This window comes from Amycolatopsis sp. FBCC-B4732 (genome assembly GCF_023008405.1).
Classification (GTDB): domain Bacteria; phylum Actinomycetota; class Actinomycetes; order Mycobacteriales; family Pseudonocardiaceae; genus Amycolatopsis; species Amycolatopsis pretoriensis_A.
This window is the reverse complement of sequence record NZ_CP095376.1, coordinates 9,869,954-9,887,071: the sequence shown is the minus strand read 5'-3', so window position 1 is coordinate 9,887,071 and position 17,118 is coordinate 9,869,954. Positions and strand designations below refer to the sequence as shown.

General features: G+C 70.2%; 17 protein-coding genes and 1 tRNA gene. 12 read left to right on the top strand and 6 right to left on the bottom strand.

The features are described from left to right. Nucleotides 1-10 precede the first annotated feature (10 nt). Nucleotides 11-931, bottom strand: a complete 921-nt coding sequence (locus MUY14_RS45165; RefSeq protein ID WP_247019094.1) for a cation diffusion facilitator family transporter — start codon at nt 929-931, stop codon at nt 11-13. A gap of 154 nt (nt 932-1,085) precedes the next feature. Next, nucleotides 1,086-2,198, bottom strand: a complete 1,113-nt coding sequence (locus tag MUY14_RS45160; RefSeq protein WP_247019092.1) for an epoxide hydrolase family protein — start codon at nt 2,196-2,198, stop codon at nt 1,086-1,088. Nucleotides 2,199-2,348: 150 nt separating this feature from the next. Here MUY14_RS45160 and MUY14_RS45155 point away from each other — a divergent pair. From MUY14_RS45155 to MUY14_RS45140, 4 genes are all read left to right on the top strand, one after another. Then, nucleotides 2,349-2,421 (top strand) — tRNA-Arg (locus MUY14_RS45155). Nucleotides 2,422-2,703: 282 nt separating this feature from the next. Continuing rightward, entirely contained in the window at nt 2,704-5,133 is a 2,430-nt protein-coding gene (locus MUY14_RS45150; RefSeq protein WP_247019090.1) for a DUF6185 family protein, read from the top strand. A 199-nt stretch (nt 5,134-5,332) separates the two neighbouring features. Next, nucleotides 5,333-6,847, top strand: coding sequence for a carbohydrate-binding protein (locus MUY14_RS45145; RefSeq protein ID WP_247019088.1), 1,515 nt, complete (start codon nt 5,333-5,335; stop codon nt 6,845-6,847). Between the two features lie 86 nt (nt 6,848-6,933). Next, complete coding sequence (locus tag MUY14_RS45140) at nt 6,934-7,209, top strand: YggT family protein (RefSeq protein ID WP_247019086.1); 276 nt, start codon at nt 6,934-6,936, stop codon at nt 7,207-7,209. Here the strand turns inward: MUY14_RS45140 and MUY14_RS45135 are convergent. Beyond that, nucleotides 7,206-7,856, bottom strand: coding sequence for a TetR/AcrR family transcriptional regulator (locus MUY14_RS45135; RefSeq protein ID WP_247019084.1), 651 nt, complete (start codon nt 7,854-7,856; stop codon nt 7,206-7,208). The genes MUY14_RS45140 and MUY14_RS45135 overlap by 4 nt on opposite strands. A gap of 115 nt (nt 7,857-7,971) precedes the next feature. On the opposite strand from MUY14_RS45135, the gene MUY14_RS45130 reads away from it, so the two are divergent. Then, on the top strand, nt 7,972-9,153 hold the full coding sequence (locus MUY14_RS45130) for an FAD-dependent monooxygenase (RefSeq protein ID WP_247019082.1): 1,182 nt from the start codon (nt 7,972-7,974) through the stop codon (nt 9,151-9,153). 69 nt (nt 9,154-9,222) lie between these two features. Beyond that, a complete protein-coding gene (locus MUY14_RS45125; protein WP_247019080.1) occupies nt 9,223-10,209 on the top strand; it encodes an MCE family protein in 987 nt (328 codons plus the stop codon). Here the strand turns inward: MUY14_RS45125 and MUY14_RS45120 are convergent. The 3 genes from MUY14_RS45120 to MUY14_RS45110 are packed head-to-tail and all read right to left on the bottom strand — an operon-like array spanning nt 10,206 to nt 12,687. Further along, the gene (locus MUY14_RS45120; RefSeq protein ID WP_247019078.1) at nt 10,206-11,015 is read right to left on the bottom strand and encodes a class I SAM-dependent methyltransferase; all 810 of its coding nucleotides are present in this window, start codon (nt 11,013-11,015) and stop codon (nt 10,206-10,208) included. The two genes, MUY14_RS45125 and MUY14_RS45120, sit on opposite strands and share 4 nt — an antisense overlap. After that, nucleotides 11,012-11,770, bottom strand: coding sequence for a class I SAM-dependent methyltransferase (locus MUY14_RS45115; RefSeq protein ID WP_247019076.1), 759 nt, complete (start codon nt 11,768-11,770; stop codon nt 11,012-11,014). The genes MUY14_RS45120 and MUY14_RS45115 overlap by 4 nt, the downstream gene beginning before the upstream one ends. Continuing rightward, a complete protein-coding gene (locus tag MUY14_RS45110; protein WP_247019074.1) occupies nt 11,770-12,687 on the bottom strand; it encodes a proteasome assembly chaperone family protein in 918 nt (305 codons plus the stop codon). Before MUY14_RS45110 ends, MUY14_RS45115 begins: the two co-directional genes overlap by 1 nt. Nucleotides 12,688-12,858: 171 nt before the next feature. Here MUY14_RS45110 and MUY14_RS45105 point away from each other — a divergent pair, with 171 nt between their 5' ends. The 6 genes from MUY14_RS45105 (at nt 12,859) to MUY14_RS45080 (ending at nt 17,089) form a co-directional block, all read left to right on the top strand. Continuing rightward, complete coding sequence (locus tag MUY14_RS45105; RefSeq protein WP_247019072.1) at nt 12,859-13,368, top strand: PH domain-containing protein; 510 nt, start codon at nt 12,859-12,861, stop codon at nt 13,366-13,368. Then, nucleotides 13,365-14,888, top strand: coding sequence for a PH domain-containing protein (locus MUY14_RS45100; RefSeq protein ID WP_247019070.1), 1,524 nt, complete (start codon nt 13,365-13,367; stop codon nt 14,886-14,888). Before MUY14_RS45105 ends, MUY14_RS45100 begins: the two co-directional genes overlap by 4 nt. 133 nt (nt 14,889-15,021) lie before the next feature. Then, a complete protein-coding gene (locus MUY14_RS45095) occupies nt 15,022-15,807 on the top strand; it encodes an IclR family transcriptional regulator C-terminal domain-containing protein (protein WP_315863307.1) in 786 nt (261 codons plus the stop codon). 31 nt (nt 15,808-15,838) lie between these two features. Further along, entirely contained in the window at nt 15,839-16,342 is a 504-nt protein-coding gene (locus MUY14_RS45090) for a GNAT family N-acetyltransferase (RefSeq protein ID WP_247019066.1), read from the top strand. 133 nt (nt 16,343-16,475) lie between these two features. Beyond that, entirely contained in the window at nt 16,476-16,673 is a 198-nt protein-coding gene (locus tag MUY14_RS45085) for a hypothetical protein (protein ID WP_072476601.1), read from the top strand. Continuing rightward, entirely contained in the window at nt 16,652-17,089 is a 438-nt protein-coding gene (locus MUY14_RS45080; protein WP_247019064.1) for a VOC family protein, read from the top strand. Before MUY14_RS45085 ends, MUY14_RS45080 begins: the two co-directional genes overlap by 22 nt. The last annotated feature ends 29 nt before the right edge of the window (nt 17,090-17,118 follow it).

The window sequence follows — 17,118 nt, the reverse complement described above, 5'->3', positions numbered from 1 at the left end:
CGTTACGCAACTACCAGGAAAGCTCCTGGCAGCGCCGCGCACACTGCGGCGCCTCCACCTGCAAAGTCGCGTGCTCGATCGCGTACCGCGAAGCCAGCAGGTTCTGCGCCTCAGTGAGCACGTCCGATTGCCGCGCAGGCGGCGCCAGCGTCAGGTGCGCCGAAGCCACCTCCATCCCCGAGGTCAACGTCCAAATGTGCAGGTCGTGCACGTCCGCCACCCCAGGCAACGCGGACAGCTCCGCATTGATCGCCCCGACGTCCACACCCTGCGGCGCGTGCTGGAAAAGAATGCGCAGCGCCCGGCGGGCCAGCACCCACGTCCGAGGCAGCACGAACAGCCCGATCGCCACACCGATGATCGGGTCGGCGTACCGCCAGCCCGTCAGCAGGGTCAACGCGCCGCTGATCAGGACGCCGACCGAGCCGATCAGGTCGGCGACGACTTCGAGGTACGCGCCGCGGACGTTGAGGCTCTCCTTCGCCCCCGAGCGCAGCACCGAGAACGACACGATGTTGGCCACCAGGCCGGCCGCCGCGGCGAGCAACACAGGCAGGCCGGGGACCGCCGGGGGGTCGCTGATCCGGCCGAACGCCTCGACCAGGACGTAGCCCGCGACGCCGAACAGCAGGATCGCGTTGCCGAGGGCCGCCAGCACCTCCGCGCGGTAGAGCCCGAACGTGCGGCTGACCGTGGGGCCGCTGCGGCGCGCCAGGATGATCGCGGCCAGGGCCATGCCGACGCCCAGGACGTCGGTGAACATGTGCGCGGCGTCCGAGATCAGGGCCAGCGAGCCGGTCGCGAAGCCGACCACGAACTCGAGCACCATGAAGCCGGCGCCGATGGCCAGGGCGATGGTCAGGCTCCGCACGTAGCGGCCCGACGCGCTCGCCGGCGCGATCGCGTGCCCGTGGCCGTGTCCCTGACCCATACCGCCTCCGTTCCCGGTTCACCGTCGCCGCAAACATATAGTGAGATGCGCATATGTGCAACAGAGGGCAGCCTAAGTTCACCCACTCGGAAAGCTACCCCGGACGGCGGTGGCGACCAATCCACCAGGCGGGGTTTCCCGCCTGGTGGATCCGTCACGCTTCGCGCACCAGCCGGAAGAACCCGCGGACCTGCTCGACGAACAGCTGCGGCTGTTCGAGCGCGGCGAAGTGGCCGCCGACGGGCAGCTCCTCGAACCAGCGCAGGTCGGTGTAGCGCTGCTCCGCCTGCCGCCGCGACGGCCGCACGATCTCCTTGGGGAACACCGAAACCCCGGCCGGCACGTCCACCGTGGACGGATCGCGGTCCTTGTTCTCCCAGTACATCCGCGCCGACGACGTCGCCGTCGCGGTGAACCAGTAGGCGGAGATGTCGTCGAGGATCTTCTGCCGGTCGACGGCGTCCTCGGGGTGCCCCTTGTTGTCGGTCCAGGCCCAGAACTTCTCGACGATCCAGGCGGCCTGCCCGGCGGGCGAGTCGGTGAGCCCGTACCCGAGCGTCTGCGGCCGCGTCCCCTGCTCGGCGGAGTAGCCGCTCCCGCTCCGCCGGAACTCCTGGAGGTCGGCGAGCGCCCGCTTCTCGGACGCGGTGAGGTCCCCCTGGTCAAGCGGCACGGGCGCGAAGTTGACGTGCACCCCGGCGACCCGCTCCGGCGCGACCTGGGCGAGGGCGTTGGTGATGGACGCGCCCCAGTCGCCGCCCTGAGCGCCGTAGCGGTCGTAGCCGAGCGACACCATCAGCTCGTCCAACAATTCGGCGACCCGCGGGATCTTCAGCGCCGGCTTGTCACTCCACCCGAAGCCGGGCAGCGAGGGCACGACGACGTGGAAGGCGTCGGCCGGGTCGCCCCCGTACTGCGCCGGGTCGGTGAGCGGCCCGATGACGTCGAGGAACTCGAGAACGGATCCGGGCCACCCGTGGGTGAGCACGAGCGGCAGCGCCCCCGGTTGTTCGGACTCGACGTGCAGGAAGTGCACCCCGACCCCGTCGACGCTGGCCCGGAACTGCGGGAAGGCGTTCAGCCGCCGGGCGAACCCGAAGTCGTACTCCTCGCCCCAGTCCCGGCAGAGCTCCTTGACGTAGGCGAGCGGCACCCCCTGCGACCAGTCCTCCACGGTTTCGGCCTCCGGCCACCGGGTCCGCCGCAACCGCTCCCGCAAGTCGGCGACATCGCCTTCATCGAGGGCTACCTGGAACGGCTCAGCCATGACGGCTCCTTCGAGTGGGGTTCTCCACGCTAGCGACGGTGTGCGGAGCCGATCAACTTCATAGCCTTGACCTGGGGAAACACGGGTCGGGGAACCTGTGTGCGGGTGCCTCGGGGGATGCGCTAAGCTTTCGGAGTCGCCCAGCGATGGGCCCTCGTAGCTCAGGGGATAGAGCACTGCCCTCCGGAGGCAGGTGTCGCAGGTTCGAATCCTGCCGAGGGCACCCTTTCGTAAGAACAAGAGGCCGCTTTGATCTCTGCAGGTCTCCGGCCAGGCGCGGGTGTTCACCATCTCCTCATCGAGTCTTCCCCCGCAATCAGCAAAGTCTGCCGGCGCACCGCGTGATCCCGGCTCGACCTACCGCGTAACACCAGCGCCGACTCGGGCGACCTTCTCAGGCACTTGCGCCTGAGAAGAGAGGTCCCTGGTGGCGTTGCACACGCCCCGTTTTCGAGTTCGTCGGCCGCGTCGCAAGACGAAGCGGGGTCTTCTCCGCACGACGCGCATGCTCGCCACCGAGCTGCTCATCCGCGTACGGCAACCCGCTCGCCTGCTACGAGCGCTGGGTGTCGCGTGGCGGCACCTCTGCGCGTGGTGGCGTCGTTGGCTCCTCACCACTCTGTTCGTACTGGCCGCGGGCTCCGCTGCGGTGGGCGGTGCGCTCTGGTTTTCGCTGCCGCACGGTCCGACAGCGGCACAACCGCCGCGATGTGATGATGGCACCTTTCGGCAGGCGACCGTCACAGCGCGAGTCAAGCTCGAGGTCGACGGGCTGGCTTATCCCCGCATGACCAGCGACCTGGAGATCAGCGTCCCCCGCAACGCGCCGGCCGCCGAATTCTTGCTGTCCCGCCCGGATGGTGCTTCCGGTCAGGCCGCCTTCTCCTGTCTTCTTGGCTACAGTCGCGATGAGTCGGAGGTGCGCGAAGCACCGCCGACAGTCGTGACGAACAACGGAGCCCTCGTCGTCACCCAACACACCTACGTCGACCTGGTCAGCACGAGTGAAGCATGGGCCGACTTCACGCAAATCAAGATCAACACCACCGGCGACCTCCCGTGGGCATTGACCATGTATTCGCCGGAGGGTCTGCGGTACGCCAAGTGGGACGTCACCCTGACCGCACCCGCCAGGTGGCTTTCGACCCCGCAACCGGTGCAATCGGCCGAACTGGGCGGCGAACAGCTGCACTGGCCCCCGTTCACCCCCGCGGCCTCACGCGACGGGAACCTGAGCGCGTTCCCGGACTACACGGTCGTGTCCACCGAGCTCCGTCCGGACACCCGGAGCGCGTTCTCCGCGGCGGCGACCGACCGCGACCACAAACCGTTCGTGTGGGGCGCTTACTGGCTCTCGGCGCTCATCTTCGCGCTCTTCGTCCGCTGGGTTCTGCGAGCACCGCGAGGGCGAGTCAGGTTCGAGCCCTCAGCCGGTCGCCGCTCCCGCCGAGCGGCACGCATCCTGCCCTACGTCGTCGTTTTCGCCGGAACCCAAGCCGTCACCGATGCGGTACTGCCCGGCAATTCGCCTTACTGGCCGAAAATCGCCTGGATCGCGGCAACGGTGCTGCTCGGTTTCGCCGGCTGGTCGGCGATGCGGTGGTGGATGCCTCGCATCCCCATCTTGCTGCTGCTCGCGGTCGGCTCCGCTGCTTCGTTCGCCGCTCGTCCGGTTCCATCGGGTTCGAAGACGTTCTGGCAGGTGCCCGGCACCGTCGCGCTGGCGTTCCTCATCACCTTGCTTCTCGTTGCCGGCATGGGAAAAGCGCTCCTCGTCCTGGTGAAAGGGCAGATGGCCACGCCACGATGGCTGTGGTGGGTGAGTTCGACGCTTTCCGCTGCCCTCGTGCTCGAAGAGCTGGTTCTGCAGTACGTCAACAACCTTCGCCAGCAGTGGCTCGGTGCTCCACCGCTGAGCAGAGACGTCGCCAGGCTCTTCCGGTACTACCCGTTGGACCTGCTGGACGAAGTGGCGTGGCCGGCGCTCCTGGTCGGAGCCGTCGCGGTGTGGCGGCGCTACGCCGATTACTGGTTCGAGCGGGACCGGCAGTCGCCGATGCCGGTCGCGATCGCGTTGTTCGTCCTCGGCCCGATGTGGTGGGACGTCCACATCTGGGGCGTCTGGTGGTGGGCTTGGCTCGTCGGAACGATCCCGCTCGCCCTGCTCTGGCTGCTGGTGCCGAAGCTGTGGAAGCCGGTGCTCGAGCACCATTCCGTCACCCGCGCGCTGCTCGAACCAGCTCCTCTCCGGCAAAGAGCCGCGCAGTGGCTCACCGACGGGAAACCACGCGGACCCGAGCCCACTCCGGTGCACGTCCTCATCGCGAGTGGCCCCGGTGGATCCCCGCTGGACACCATGCGCTCGGCGACCAGGTTCGCCGTGTTGCCGTCGCTCATCGCCGGAGCGGGCCTGCTGACCACCGAGTGGGTGATATACCCGCACCTGTCGATCAACCAACAGGACTCGCTGGTGCTGACCATGGTCGACGCGGTCGCGTGGGAGGCCGTCAAGTGGTTGCTCGCCGCGGCCGCGCTGGGTCTTTCCTGGCAGCACCTACCCGGAAACCGGGGTCCGGCCAAAGTCCTGCCGATCGTGCTGACCTACGCCACCGCCCCGATCGGGCAACTCCTCCTCGACCGCGCCTCCGGCGGCCTACGAGATTGGGTACCACTCGCGGACGCTGCGCTCTTCACGCTCGTCATGCTGTTCGTGGCACTGCGTCTTGACTTCGCCGCTCAGGCAGACCTCCCACTTCGATCAGCCACTCGGGGCCGTGTCGGGCGGGTGCTCGCCACCTTCGGTCTGTCCGACGTACGCAGCCACATCGTCGAAGTGATCACACTGGTCGCGGCCCTGCTGGCGATATGGACCGCGCTCACCGGCGGCGAGGTTTCGTTCCCGAGCATCGATCCCGCACAATTCTCCCGCAAGTGAGGACTCGCAGTACCGGTTGCCGGGGTTCTCGGGTAAGTGTGAAAGCGCTTCCAGAGTCGTGATGAAAGCGTTTTCAGCGCACGTGACCCACTTGGCCGACCCCAACCCCGCACCCCCGGTGATACCGTACGCCCCAACGGAAACCGAGGTTTCCCGGGAGCGCTCTCACCCTCTGAAGTCCACTCACCAGGAGGCGTGCATGAGTTCATACGCAACACTCGCGGCCACCGCGGCCCTCATCGCCGCGACTGCCACACCCGCAGTCGCCGCCACCCAGCGCGTCGAAGCCGAAGCCGCCACCTGCAGCGGCACCGTCGACAGCAACTGGGCCGGCTACTCCGGCTCCGGCTTCTGCAACGGGGACAACGCCATCGGCGCCTACGTCCAGTTCTCCACCGCCGGCGCCGAGAGCGCGATCATCCGGTACGCCAACGGCACCACGACCGCCCGGGCCGCGGACCTCCTCGTCGACGGCGTCAAGACGCAATCACTCTCCTTCCCCGCCACCGGGTCTTGGTCGACCTGGGCGTCGCAGACCATCTCGCTCCCGGCAGGCAGCAGCACGGTCCGCCTCAGTCCGACCACCGCCGGGGGCCTTCCCAACATCGACTACGCCGAATTCACCACCGGCGGCACCCAAGCGGGCACCACCCTCTACGTCGCCCCCAACGGCAAGGACTCCGCTGCCGGGACGCTCGCCGATCCCCTGACCCTCCCGGCCGCCATCGGCAAGATCGGGGCCGGCGGGACGATCTCCCTCAGGGGCGGGACCTACAACTACTCGCAGACCGTCACCATCCCGCCGGCCAACAGCGGAACATCCAGCTCCCGCAAGACCCTCTCCGCCTACGCCGGCGAGACCCCCGTGCTCAACTTCTCCGCCATGGCCGAAGACCCCGCCAACCGCGGACTCGCGCTGAACGGCTCCTACTGGCGCGTCGCGGGCATCGTCGTCGAACGGGCCGGGGACAACGGGATCTTCGTCGGGGGCAGCAACAACGTCGTCGAGCGCGTGGTGACCCGCTTCAACCGCGACTCCGGTCTGCAGATCTCGCGGATCGCGTCGGACACCCCCCAGGCACAATGGCCGTCGAACAACCTCGTCGTCAGCTCCGAATCGCACGACAACGCCGACTCCGACGGGGAGGACGCCGACGGGTTCGCCTCGAAGCTCACCTCCGGTACCGGCAACGTCTTCCGCTACGACGTCTCGCACCACAACATCGACGACGGGTGGGACCTCTACACCAAGACCGACACCGGGCCGATCGGGCCGGTCACCATCGAGGACTCGCTCGCCTACTCGAACGGCACCCTCAGCGACGGCACCGTCAACAAGAACGGCGACCGCAACGGCTTCAAGCTCGGCGGGGACAAGATCGCCGTCAACCACGTCGTGCGGCGGGACATCGCCTACCGGAACGGGCACCACGGGTTCACCTACAACAGCAACCCCGGCACGATGACCGTCTCGGACAACGTCGGGATCGACAACGCCGAGCGCAACTTCTCCTTCGACACCGGCACCTCCGTCTTCCGCACGAACACCTCGTGCCGGTTCGCCGTCGACGGGTCGAACGACAAGACCGCCGGGAACGCCGACAGCTCGAACCAGTTCTGGAGCGGGACGAACGGGTCGCGGTGCTCGTCGTACAGCGGCACCCTGCGGTGGTCCTTCGCCTCGGACGGGCGCCTGGTCGTGACCTTCGGCTAGTTCCTGTTGAAAAGCTGTGAAACGGACGGATCCGGCACTTTCCGGGTCCGTCCGTGCGTTCTCGGGGTAGGAGAACGGGAGGAACCATGGGTGCCCTGTGGACGCTGCTCGGCTTCGCGCTGAGCCTGTACCTGCTGGTACTGGTCGCGCGGATGGTGCTGGACTGGGTCGCGGTGGTCGCGAACACCCCGCCGTGGGCGCGGCGGGCGCGCGGGCTCGCCTACGCCGCCACCGAGCCGGTCATCGGGCCGGTCCGGCGCGTCGTGCGGCCGGTGCGGATCGGCGGGATCTCGCTCGACCTCGCCTTCACGCTGGTCTTCATCGGTGTCATCGTGCTGCGGTCGATCATCTACGCGCTTTAGAGCCGGCCGCGGAACCCCGCGGACAGCCGGTCGACGCTGCTCTCCAGCTCGGCGCGCAGGCCGCGCAGGTCGATGCCGTCGGGGTCGATCAGCGCCTGCATCGAGATGCCGCGGAGCTGGGCGAGCAGCGCCGAGGCGTACGCGTCGGCGTCGCGGACGCCGGTGATCGAGCCGTCCGCGACACCGCTGGCCACGGTCTGGGCGATGGCGAACCGGAACCGGCGGTCGGCCTCGGTCAGCGTGCCGCGCAGCGCCGAGTACTCCGCCGCGCCGTCGCCCCAGAGCGCCAGGAACGCCTGGTTGAGCGTCGGCATCGTGCGGATCAGCTCGAAGATGATGTCGAGCAGGGCGCGCAGCAGGTCCATCGGCGTCGCGGTGGCCGCCCCGGTCCGGGCCGCGACGGCCTCGCTGTAGGAGTTGGTGAACTCCTCGACGGCGAACTCGACGAGCCGCTGTCCCAGCCCTTCCTTGTCGCCGAAGTGCTGGAAGATGACCGATCGCGCGTAGCCCGAGCGCGCGCAGACAGCGCCGATCTTCAGCCTGCCGAAGCCCTCCTCGGCGATGAGGTGCGCGGCGGCGCCGAGGATGCGCGCCTCGACGGCTTCGTCGCCGTCCTGCGGGATCCGGTCTGCGGCGGAGCGGTCCACCGCGCCATGCTAGCCACTCGGACCCCCGCCCACCGGGCGAACGGTCAGCGAACCGTGCGCGGACCGTCAGCGGCGCCGCGCACCCTCGGGTCACCACGACCGAGAGGAACCCCCGATGAAGACCGTGCTCGTCTCCGGCGCCGGCATCGCCGGCCCGTCCGCGGCCTGGTGGCTGCACCGCGCCGGCTACCGCGTCACCGTCGTCGAAACCGCTCCCGCGCTGCGCCCCGGCGGCCAGGCCGTCGACTTCCGCGGTGAACAGGTCAAGCTCCTGGCCGCGATGGGCGTCCTCGACGACATCCGCCGCTACGAGACGGCGATGGGCGACCAGACCCTGCTCGGCCTCGACGCGCGGCCCGCGTTGACCGTGCCCGGCGCCGCCTGGAGCGGCGAGGTCGAGATCCTGCGCGGCGACCTCGCGCGGATCCTCTACGAACACACGAAGGACGACGCCGAATACGTCTTCGGTGACCGCGTCACGGCGCTGACCGAGACGGCCGACGGCGTCGACGTCACCTTCCGCCACGGCGCGCCGCGGACGTTCGACCTGGTCGTCGGCGCCGACGGCGTGCACTCCGGCGTCCGCGCCGCCGCGTTCGGCCCGGAGCGCGACTTCCGGCACGACCTCGGGTTCGGCATCGCCGGCTTCACCGCGCCCAACCACCTCGGGCTCGACCACACCAGCGTCATGTACAACGAGCCCGGCCGCGGCGTGACCGTCGGCAGCCACCGGCTGGCCGGCAAGCTGCACGTCAGCTTGGTCTTCGGTGCTGACGGCATCGAGTTCCGCCGCTCCCCAGACGAGCAGCGCGCCCTCGTCGCGCGGCTGTTCGCGAACACCGGCTGGGAGGTGCCGAAGCTGCTCGAAGCGCTGCCCGCGGCCGAGGACCTCTACGTCGACTCGATCAGCCAGATCCACCTCGGCCGCTGGGCGAAGGGCCGGGTCGTGCTGCTCGGCGACGCCGCCTGGTGCGCCGGGCCCGGCGGCTCCGGCACCGGGCTCGGGATGATGGGCGCGCAGGTGCTGGCCGGCGAGCTCGCGGCGGCGGGCGGCGACCACGTGACGGCGTTCGCGAAGTACGAGGAGCGGCTGCGCAAGCCGGCGACGGTCGGGCAGAAGAACGGCAAGGGCTCCGGCAACTTCCTGGCTCCGCTCACGGCCGCCAAGATCCGCAGCCGCAACCGCGCCTACCGGATGATCAGCACCCGGTTGTTCGGCAAGGTGTTCACGTGGATGACCGACCGCGCGGCCAACGCGGTCGAGTACCGGGAGTACCCCGCGCTCACCGCCGCGTGAGCCGCCGATCTTCGTCTCATCGGGGGACTCGGCTGGCGGCCCGGCGTGGCGTGCGTCACCCTCGACGCCATGTCACCGCGCCGGGCCGCCGACGCGCCGGTCAGGACGGCGCTCGCCGGGCTGGCCGTGCTGGCGCTGGGCGTGCTGGCGGCGCTCAACGTCCGTTCCCTGCCGGTGCTCGGCGACGGCACGACGTACTCCGCGGAATTCAGCGAAGCGGCCGGGTTGGCCGAGGGCAACGACGTCCGGATCGCGGGGGTCAAGGTCGGGCGCGTCACGGACCTGACGCTGCGGGGCGACCACGTACTGGTTTCCTTCAAGGCCAAGGACGTCTGGCTCGGCGACGCGACGGGCGCGGCGATCCGGCTCAAGACCGTGCTGGGCCAGAAGTACCTCGCGCTCGACCCGGAGGGCGACGGCACGCTCGACCCCGGGCAGCCGATCCCGCGGGCGCGCACCAGCGTTCCCTACGACATCCTCGCGGCCTTCGGCGAGCTTTCGTCCACTGTGGACAGAATCGACACCACCCGGCTGGCGAAGAGCTTCGACACGCTTTCGGCGACGCTCGCGGACACGCCGCAGAGCGTCCGCGCCGCGCTCGGCGGGCTGTCCCGGCTCTCGGACTCGCTCGCCTCCCGTGACCGGCAGCTCGGCACTCTGCTGGCCGGCACCAGAACGGTGTCGCGGACGCTCGTCGACCGCGACACCGCCGTGCAGCGGCTCTTCGCTGACGGCAACCAGCTGCTTTCCGAGGTGAGCGCCCGCGAACAGGCGATCACCGCGCTGCTCGACGGCTCGCGGCAGCTCGCCACCGAGCTCTCCGGGCTGATCGACGACAACGAGTCGCAGGTCGGCCCGCTGCTCACCCAGCTCGACCAGCTGACGTCGATGCTGCAGCGCAACCAGGACGCGCTCGCGGCCGGCATCAAGGGCTTCGCGCCGCTGGTCCGGCTCGGCACCAACATCGCGGGCAGCGGCCGCTTCATCGACGGCTACCTGTGCGGGCTGGTCCTGCCGTCGATGGGCCCGCTGAACGAAGAGGGCTGCCACGGCTAGGGTTTCGTGATCTTCACCGTCACCTGGTTGTCGCTGTAGGTGTAGGCGACGTACTCGAACTCGACGCCGGTGCGCTCGACGTACTCCGTCCAGGCGCGGTATTCGTGCCGCTTCCAGCCGGGGAAGTTGAAGAACTCGTCGAAGTGCACGATGCTGCCCGCGCGCAGCCGCGGCCCGCAGAGGTCGAGCACGGTCTTGGCGGAGCTGTAGAGGTCGCCGTCGACGTGCAGGAAGTCGACGTGCCCGGGGTGCTCCGCCAGGAACCCGGGGAGACTGTCGGTGAACAGCCCGACGACGAGCTCGGCGCCGGGGACGTCCGGCAGGTCGTCGCGGGCGAAGGCGCCGGCGGGCATGCCGTTGAGCCACGCCTCGGGCAGCCCGTCGAAGGAGTCGAAGCCGTAGACGTCGCGGCCGTCGCGGGCGCGGGCGATGGTCCGCAGGGTGTTGCCGGACGCGACCCCGAACTCCAGCGCCATGCCGCCTTCCGGCGCCAGGGAAAGCGCGTACTCGAGTGTCTCCTTGGGACGGCCGAAGTGCCGCGAGCCGACGAGGTGCTCGCGGGCGAAGACGTTGCTCTCCAGCGCGGCGTCCTGATCGCCGGCGTAGACGATGTCGCGGCGGCTGCGGATCTCGAACTCCACCACCCGATCGAGGACCCGGTCACCCTGGCGGACGATCTCCGCGCGGAGTTCCGCGGCCATCCGGTTCAGCTGATCGGTGTACGGGTCGTCCACTTTCGAGGCCAGCGCGTGGAGGAGCTTGCCCAGCGTTTTCCTTACGGGTGAACGAGTTTCAGCGCGGTTCATCCCGGGACGGTACCTGACGCACCGTCCGCCACGATGAGCCGGAAGCCCGCGTCCCACTCCGGCAGCGCCAGCAGCTCCGCGTGGTCCGCGTGCCACCGGCCGGACTCGAGGTCGGCCCGCAGCCGGTCGATCCCCCGCGTGACGGCCTCGGGTGACGTCTGCGCGAGCGCCGAGCAAGCTCGCCGCACCGCCGGGTCCAGGTACGCCTCCGGCCGCCGCCAGTGCGCGGGGAACACGCCGTCGGTGAAGTCCCACGGCACCGGCAGCGGCAGCACCGACGACGCGCCGAGGTGGTCCGCGATCTGCGCCGCCGACGGGCGGGACCGTTCGAGCGCCGCGACTTCGGGGACGTACTCCTGCACGAGCCAGAAGTCGTTGTGCAGTGCGGTGTCGTAGGCCAGTACGACCTGCCGGGGTGCGACGCGGCGCAGCTCGTCGAGCCCGCGGCGCCAGTCCGGCCAGTGGTGCACGGTCAGCACCGCGAGCGCGGCGTCGAACGTCGAAGACCCGAACGGCAGCGCCTCCGCGACCGCCCGCACGACCGGCGCGGCGCCGTCCGGGCGTTGCCGGATCATCTCCGCCGACGGCTCCACCGCGACGACGCGCCGCGAAGGCGGCTCGTAGGAGCCCGTCCCGGAGCCGACGTCGAGCACGGACCGCGCGGCACCGAGCGCGTCGAGCACCGGCGTCAGCCACCGCGGGTCGGTGCGCCGCCCCAGCGCGTACCCGACGCCGATCTCGTCGTAGCGCGCCATCAGCGCTCCGGGCCGTCGCCGCCGTTCTGCTCGGCCAGGAACCGCTCGAACTGCGAGCCGAGCTCCTCCGCGGTCGGCATGTGCTCCTCCGACTCCGCGAGCAGCGACCCCTTCTCCGAAGCCTCGACGAACGTGTCGTACTGCCGCTCCAGCGCGCGGACGACGTCGGCGACCTCGGCGGACTCCGCGACCTGGCGGTTGATCTCGGCGTCGGCCAGCTCCGCGGCCGCGCGCAGCTCGCCTTCGGCCAGGCTCAGCCCGGTCGCGCGGCTCAGCGCGTCGAGCACGATGAGAGACGCCGACGGGTACGTCGACTGCGCCAGGTAGTGCGGCACGTGCGCGGCGAAGCCGACGGCGTCGTGGCCCCACTCGCCGAGCCGGTACTCCAGCAGCGCGGCGAGGCTGCCCGGGACCTGCAGCCGGTTGGGCAGCGGCTGGTGCTCGCCGACCAGGTCCTGGCGGGTGGCGTGCGCGCTGACGCCGAGCGGGCGGGTGTGCGGCGCGCCCATCGGGATGCCGTGGAAGCCGGCGGTCAGCCGGACGCCCCAGCGCTCGACGAGGTTGCGGACCGCGAGGCAGAACCGCTCCCAGTCGTGGTCCGGCTCCGGGCCCGACAGCAGCAGGAACGGCGTGCCGTCGGTGTCGTGCAGCAGGTGCACGACCAGCTCGGGCGCGTCGTAGTCCTCCCAGTGGTCGACCGCGTAGGTCATCGTCGGCCGCCGCGAGCGGTAGTCGATGAGCCGGTCGACGTCGAAGCGGGCGACCACCCGGTGATCGCCGGTCAGCAGGTGCTCCGCCAGCAGACGGCCCGCCGAGCCGGCGTCCATGAACCCTTCGAAGTGGTGCATCAGCACCGCCCCGGTCAGGTCGGGGACGTCCGAGTCCACCTCGTACAGGTCGTCGGGATCGAGTCCCACCTGGTCCTCCTGCTTGCCGATAAGCGTCCTTCAAGCACAACACACGCGTACGGGGATTCCATTCCTCCGACGGTGTCGCCGATCGTAACGGCACGCGATCGAGGCCGGACCGGATCGGCATCGTGACACATGTCGTGGGCGCGCAAGTCTCCGATCGGGCACGCTTGAGGCGTGAGCGAACACACCACGAACACGGCGCTGCGGCTGCGGCCACCGGCACACCGGGTCAGCCGCCGGGCCATCGGCTACTGGACGGCGACCGCCGCGATCTTCTGGATCCTGCTGATCGGGCTGCAGACCGTCATCGTGGTGACCAGCGACGACGCGCCGTCGTTCCTGAGCGTGACGCTGGTGGTCTCGTGCGTGCTCGCCCCGCTGCACCTGCTCGTGATGCCGCAGTGGCGCTACCGCGTGCACCGCTGGGAGGTCACCGCCGAGGCCGTCTACACGCAGGCCGGCTGGCTGAAGCAGGAGTGGCGGATCGCGCCGGTCTCGCGGATCCAGACCGTCGACATCGAGCGCGACCCGTTCGAGCAGCTGTTCGGGCTGGCGAAGATCACGGTGACGACGGCGTCCGCGGCGGGGCCGCTGCGCATCGCGGGCCTGGCGCACGGCCGCGCGCTGGAGCTGGCGGACGAGCTGACGAAGACGACCCAGGCCGTGCGCGGGGACGCGACGTGAGCACCGAAGCGGTCGTGACCCCGCCCGCCGAGGGGACGCAGGAGGCGCCCTGGCACCGCCTCGACCGGCGCATGCTGCTCATCCGGCCGGTGCTGGACCTGGTGAAGTCGCTGCCGGTGCTGCTCGGCGCGCTGCTGTTCGGGCACGGCGAGCCGTGGCAGTGGATCGGCCTGGCGTTCACCGCGATCGCCGTGTTCACCGGCGTCTCGCACGTGCTGACTTCGCGCTACCGGATCACCGCGACGCAGGTCGAGTGGCACACCGGGCTGTTGTTGCGCAAGCAGCGCGCGATCCCGCGCGACCGGATCCGCACCGTCGACGTCACCTCCGAGCCGAAGCACCGGCTGTTCTCCCTCGCCGCGGCGAGGATCGGCACCGGGCGGCACTCGCACGGGAAGGGGCCGGGCAAGGACGAGCTCGTCCTCGACGCCGTGACGATCGCCGAAGCGCAGCGGCTGCGGACACTGCTCTTACACCGTAAGGCCGCGGCTCACTCCGAAGCGGTCACCGCGCCGCCGGAGCAGCTCGTGGCCGCGGTCGACAAGAAGTGGCTGAGGTACGCGCCGTTCACGCTCTCGGGCCTCGCCGTGGTCGGCGCGGTGGTCGGCACCGTCTACCACTTCGCGCACGAACTGCACTTCGACCCGATCCAGTTCTCCCTCGTCCAGACCGTCCTCGGGCACTTCACCGACACCCCGACGTGGCTGAGCCTGGTGCTGGCCGCCGTCGGCCTGCTGGTGCTCGTGTCGGTGCTGTCGGTCGGCGGGTACGTGCTTTCGTTCTGGAACTTCCGGCTCACCCGCGAGCCCGCCGGCACGCTGCACATCCGGCGCGGGCTGATCACGACGCGGTCGGTGTCGATCGAGGAGGACCGCCTGCGGGGCGTCGAAATCCGCGAACCACTGCCGCTGCGGCTGGCCGGCGGCGCCCGCTGCGTCGCCATCGCCGGCGGTCTGCGCGAGGGCAAGGGCGCGGACAAGAGCGGCGGCCTGCTGCTGCCGCCCGCGCCGCTCGCGAAGGCGCACGAAGTCGTCGCGGAGGTGCTCGGCGAAGACCCGGTGGCGACGCCGCTGACGCGCCACCCGCGGCGGGCGCTGTACCGGCGGGTCTCCCGCGCGGTCGTCGGGGTGCTGCTGCTCGCCGCGGCGCTCTACGGCCTCGCGTGGCTCGGCGCGCTGCCGGACTGGCCTTGGCAGGCCGCGCTGGTGCTGCTGCCGTTCGCCGCGCTCGTCGGCTGGGACCGCTACCGCGGCCTCGGCCACGCGTTCACCGGCCGCTACCTGGTGACGCGGTCGGGCTCACTGGACCGCGGCACGGCGGCGGTCCGCTGCGACGGGATGACCGGGATCGTCGTCGAGCGCTCGTACTTCCAGCGCCGCGCCGGCCTGGTCACGGTGATCGCACCGGTCGCCGCGGGCAAGGGCCGGTACCGCGTGCTGGACGTCGGGGAGACCGACGGCCTGGCGCTGGCGGACCAGGCCGTTCCGGGGCTGCTGACGCCGTTCCTCGAGCGCGGCTGAACATCTACAAGAATGGCGCGTTCCGATGGTTTTTCGCGCCAGGTGGGAATGCTGGCCTTCGTTTAACACAACGTGCTAATTTATTCACCCCGCGTGATAGCGAAGGCTGTTTTTGTCTCACCGAGAGGTCATGATGACGCCTGCCGTCAGTGCCGTCGACGGTTCCGCCACCTCCGCCCCGCGCCGCACCCCCGGTGCCAGCAGTTCCCGCAAGGTCCTGCAGCTGCTGCTCGCCTTCTCCGAAAGACGCTGGGAAGCCAGCGTCGCCGAGCTCGCCGCGACGATCGGCACCCCGGTCGCGACGACCTACCGCTACGTGGCGCTGCTCAAGGAGCTGCAGCTCCTCGAAGAAGGCCGTGCCGGGCACTACCACCTGACCAGCCAGGTGATGCCGCTGGCGCGGGCCGCGCAGCTGGCGAACGGGCTGGTGCAGCTGGCGAAACCGGCCATGGAGGAAGCCGCGCGGGAGCTCGGCGAGACGGTGCTGCTGTTCCAGCAGTTCGGCGACGCCGCCGTGTGCGCGGACCGCGTCGAGTGCGACCGCGCCATGCGGTTCACGTTCGAGCCGGGGCATTCGACGCCGCTCGGGCTCGGGGCGTCCGGCAAGATGCTGCTCGCCCTGCTGCCCGAAATGGAGCGCGACCGGCGGCTGCCGTCGATCGTCGAGCAGCGCGGCACCGCCATCCGCGACGAGCTGAAGTACGCGCTGGAGAACCGGTATGCGGTCAGCTCGGGGGAAATCGACGAAGGCGTCTGGGCCTGTTCCGTGCCGGTCCACGCGCCCGGGCGGCGGCCCACGGTGCTCAGCCTGGCCGGGCCGGCCGCGCGGATCACCGAGGCGGCCCGGCACACCGCGATCACCGCCCTGCAGGAGTACGCGACCCGGATCCAGCGGACGATCTCGTCTTATTCGCTGTGAAAATCGCGCGCGAGCACGTAGGAATGGCCGGGTGATCCGGCTCGCGCGCCCCGACGACCTGCCCGCGTTGATCGACGTCGAACGCGAGGCGGGCAGCCTCTTCCGCGACATCGGCATGACCGCGATCGCCGACGACGACCCCGGTTCGGTGGCGGAGCTGGCGGTGTACCAGGCCGACGGCCGCGCGTGGGTGAGCGTCGACGAGCACGACCGGCCGGTCGGCTACCTCGTCGCGGAGGTCGTCGACGGGCACGCGCACATCGAGCAGGTCTCGGTCCGCCCCGGCCACGCCCGCCGCGGACTGGGCCGCGCGCTCATCGACGCGCTCGCCGAGTGGGCCCTCACGCGTGATCTTCCGGCGCTGACGCTCACGACGTTCGCGGCCGTGCCGTGGAACGCGCCCTACTACGAGCGGCTCCGGTTCCGGGTCATCCCGGACGGTGAAATCGGCGACGGACTGCGCGCGATCCGCAGCGCCGAGGCGGCCCGAGGCCTGGACGCCTGGCCGCGTGTCGCGCTGATCCGACCGCTCTGACCTGGTCTTTTGCCTGTTCCTCCCCTACCCGGGGGATGCACTGGCGCACACAGTCGAACATGTGTTCTACTGTGCGGGCCGGTCCCGGAGGGGGAAGCTCCGCGGGCCGGCCCACAGACTTCGGGAGGTTGTTGTGGCGGTCAAGATCACCCACCTGACGAACGGCCAGCAGGTCCGCTTCGCCAACGCCGACGGCGCCCGCCGGTACGCCGAAATCATGGGCGGCGGCGTGGACAAGTGGCGCTTCACGGTCGTCCCCGAGGACCCGGCGTTGCGAAAAATGTCGGACTCGGTCGTTAACGTGCCCGTATGGCGCATGACTTCCAGGTAGTGGTGGATTCGGCCGACCCGCACGTGCAGGCCGGCTGGTGGGCCGAGACGCTCGGCTGGTCCGTCGAACCGACGGACGAAGGCTTCATCCGCGAGATGATCGCGAAGGGGTACGCGAAGGAGGAGGAAACCCGGACGTACCAGGGATCGCTGGTCTGGAAGGCGGGAGCGGCGATCCGGCACCCGGACTCGCCACCCGACGGTCCACCGCGGCGGATCCTGTTCCAGGAGGTCCCGGAGGGGAAGACGGTGAAGAACCGGGTCCACCTCGACGTCTGGGTCGGGGCGGACAACGTCGAGGCGACGCTGGAGAAGCTCACGGCCCGTGGGGCGACGTACCTGCACCGCGGGCGGCAGGGGCCGCACAGCTGGGTGACCGTGGCGGATCCGGAGGGGAACGAGTTCTGCGTTTCGTGAGGTGAGGCGTCGGCGGCGGGCCGGGGGGC

Excerpts from the sequence above, each read along its gene's own strand:
- MUY14_RS45160 (WP_247019092.1), bottom strand. The coding sequence starts at position 2,198 with ATGGCTGAGCCGTTCCAGGTAGCCCTCGATGAAGGCGATGTCGCCGAC.
- MUY14_RS45130 (WP_247019082.1), top strand. The coding sequence starts at position 7,972 with ATGAAGACCGTGCTCGTCTCCGGCGCCGGCATCGCCGGCCCGTCCGCG.
- MUY14_RS45115 (WP_247019076.1), bottom strand. The coding sequence starts at position 11,770 with ATGGCGCGCTACGACGAGATCGGCGTCGGGTACGCGCTGGGGCGGCGC.
- MUY14_RS45095 (WP_315863307.1), top strand. The coding sequence starts at position 15,022 with ATGACGCCTGCCGTCAGTGCCGTCGACGGTTCCGCCACCTCCGCCCCG.
- MUY14_RS45145 (WP_247019088.1), top strand. The coding sequence starts at position 5,333 with ATGAGTTCATACGCAACACTCGCGGCCACCGCGGCCCTCATCGCCGCG.
- MUY14_RS45080 (WP_247019064.1), top strand. The coding sequence starts at position 16,652 with ATGGCGCATGACTTCCAGGTAGTGGTGGATTCGGCCGACCCGCACGTG.
- MUY14_RS45125 (WP_247019080.1), top strand. The coding sequence starts at position 9,223 with ATGTCACCGCGCCGGGCCGCCGACGCGCCGGTCAGGACGGCGCTCGCC.
- MUY14_RS45140 (WP_247019086.1), top strand. The coding sequence starts at position 6,934 with ATGGGTGCCCTGTGGACGCTGCTCGGCTTCGCGCTGAGCCTGTACCTG.
- MUY14_RS45120 (WP_247019078.1), bottom strand. The coding sequence starts at position 11,015 with ATGAACCGCGCTGAAACTCGTTCACCCGTAAGGAAAACGCTGGGCAAG.
- MUY14_RS45165 (WP_247019094.1), bottom strand. The coding sequence starts at position 931 with ATGGGTCAGGGACACGGCCACGGGCACGCGATCGCGCCGGCGAGCGCG.
- MUY14_RS45150 (WP_247019090.1), top strand. The coding sequence starts at position 2,704 with ATGCTCGCCACCGAGCTGCTCATCCGCGTACGGCAACCCGCTCGCCTG.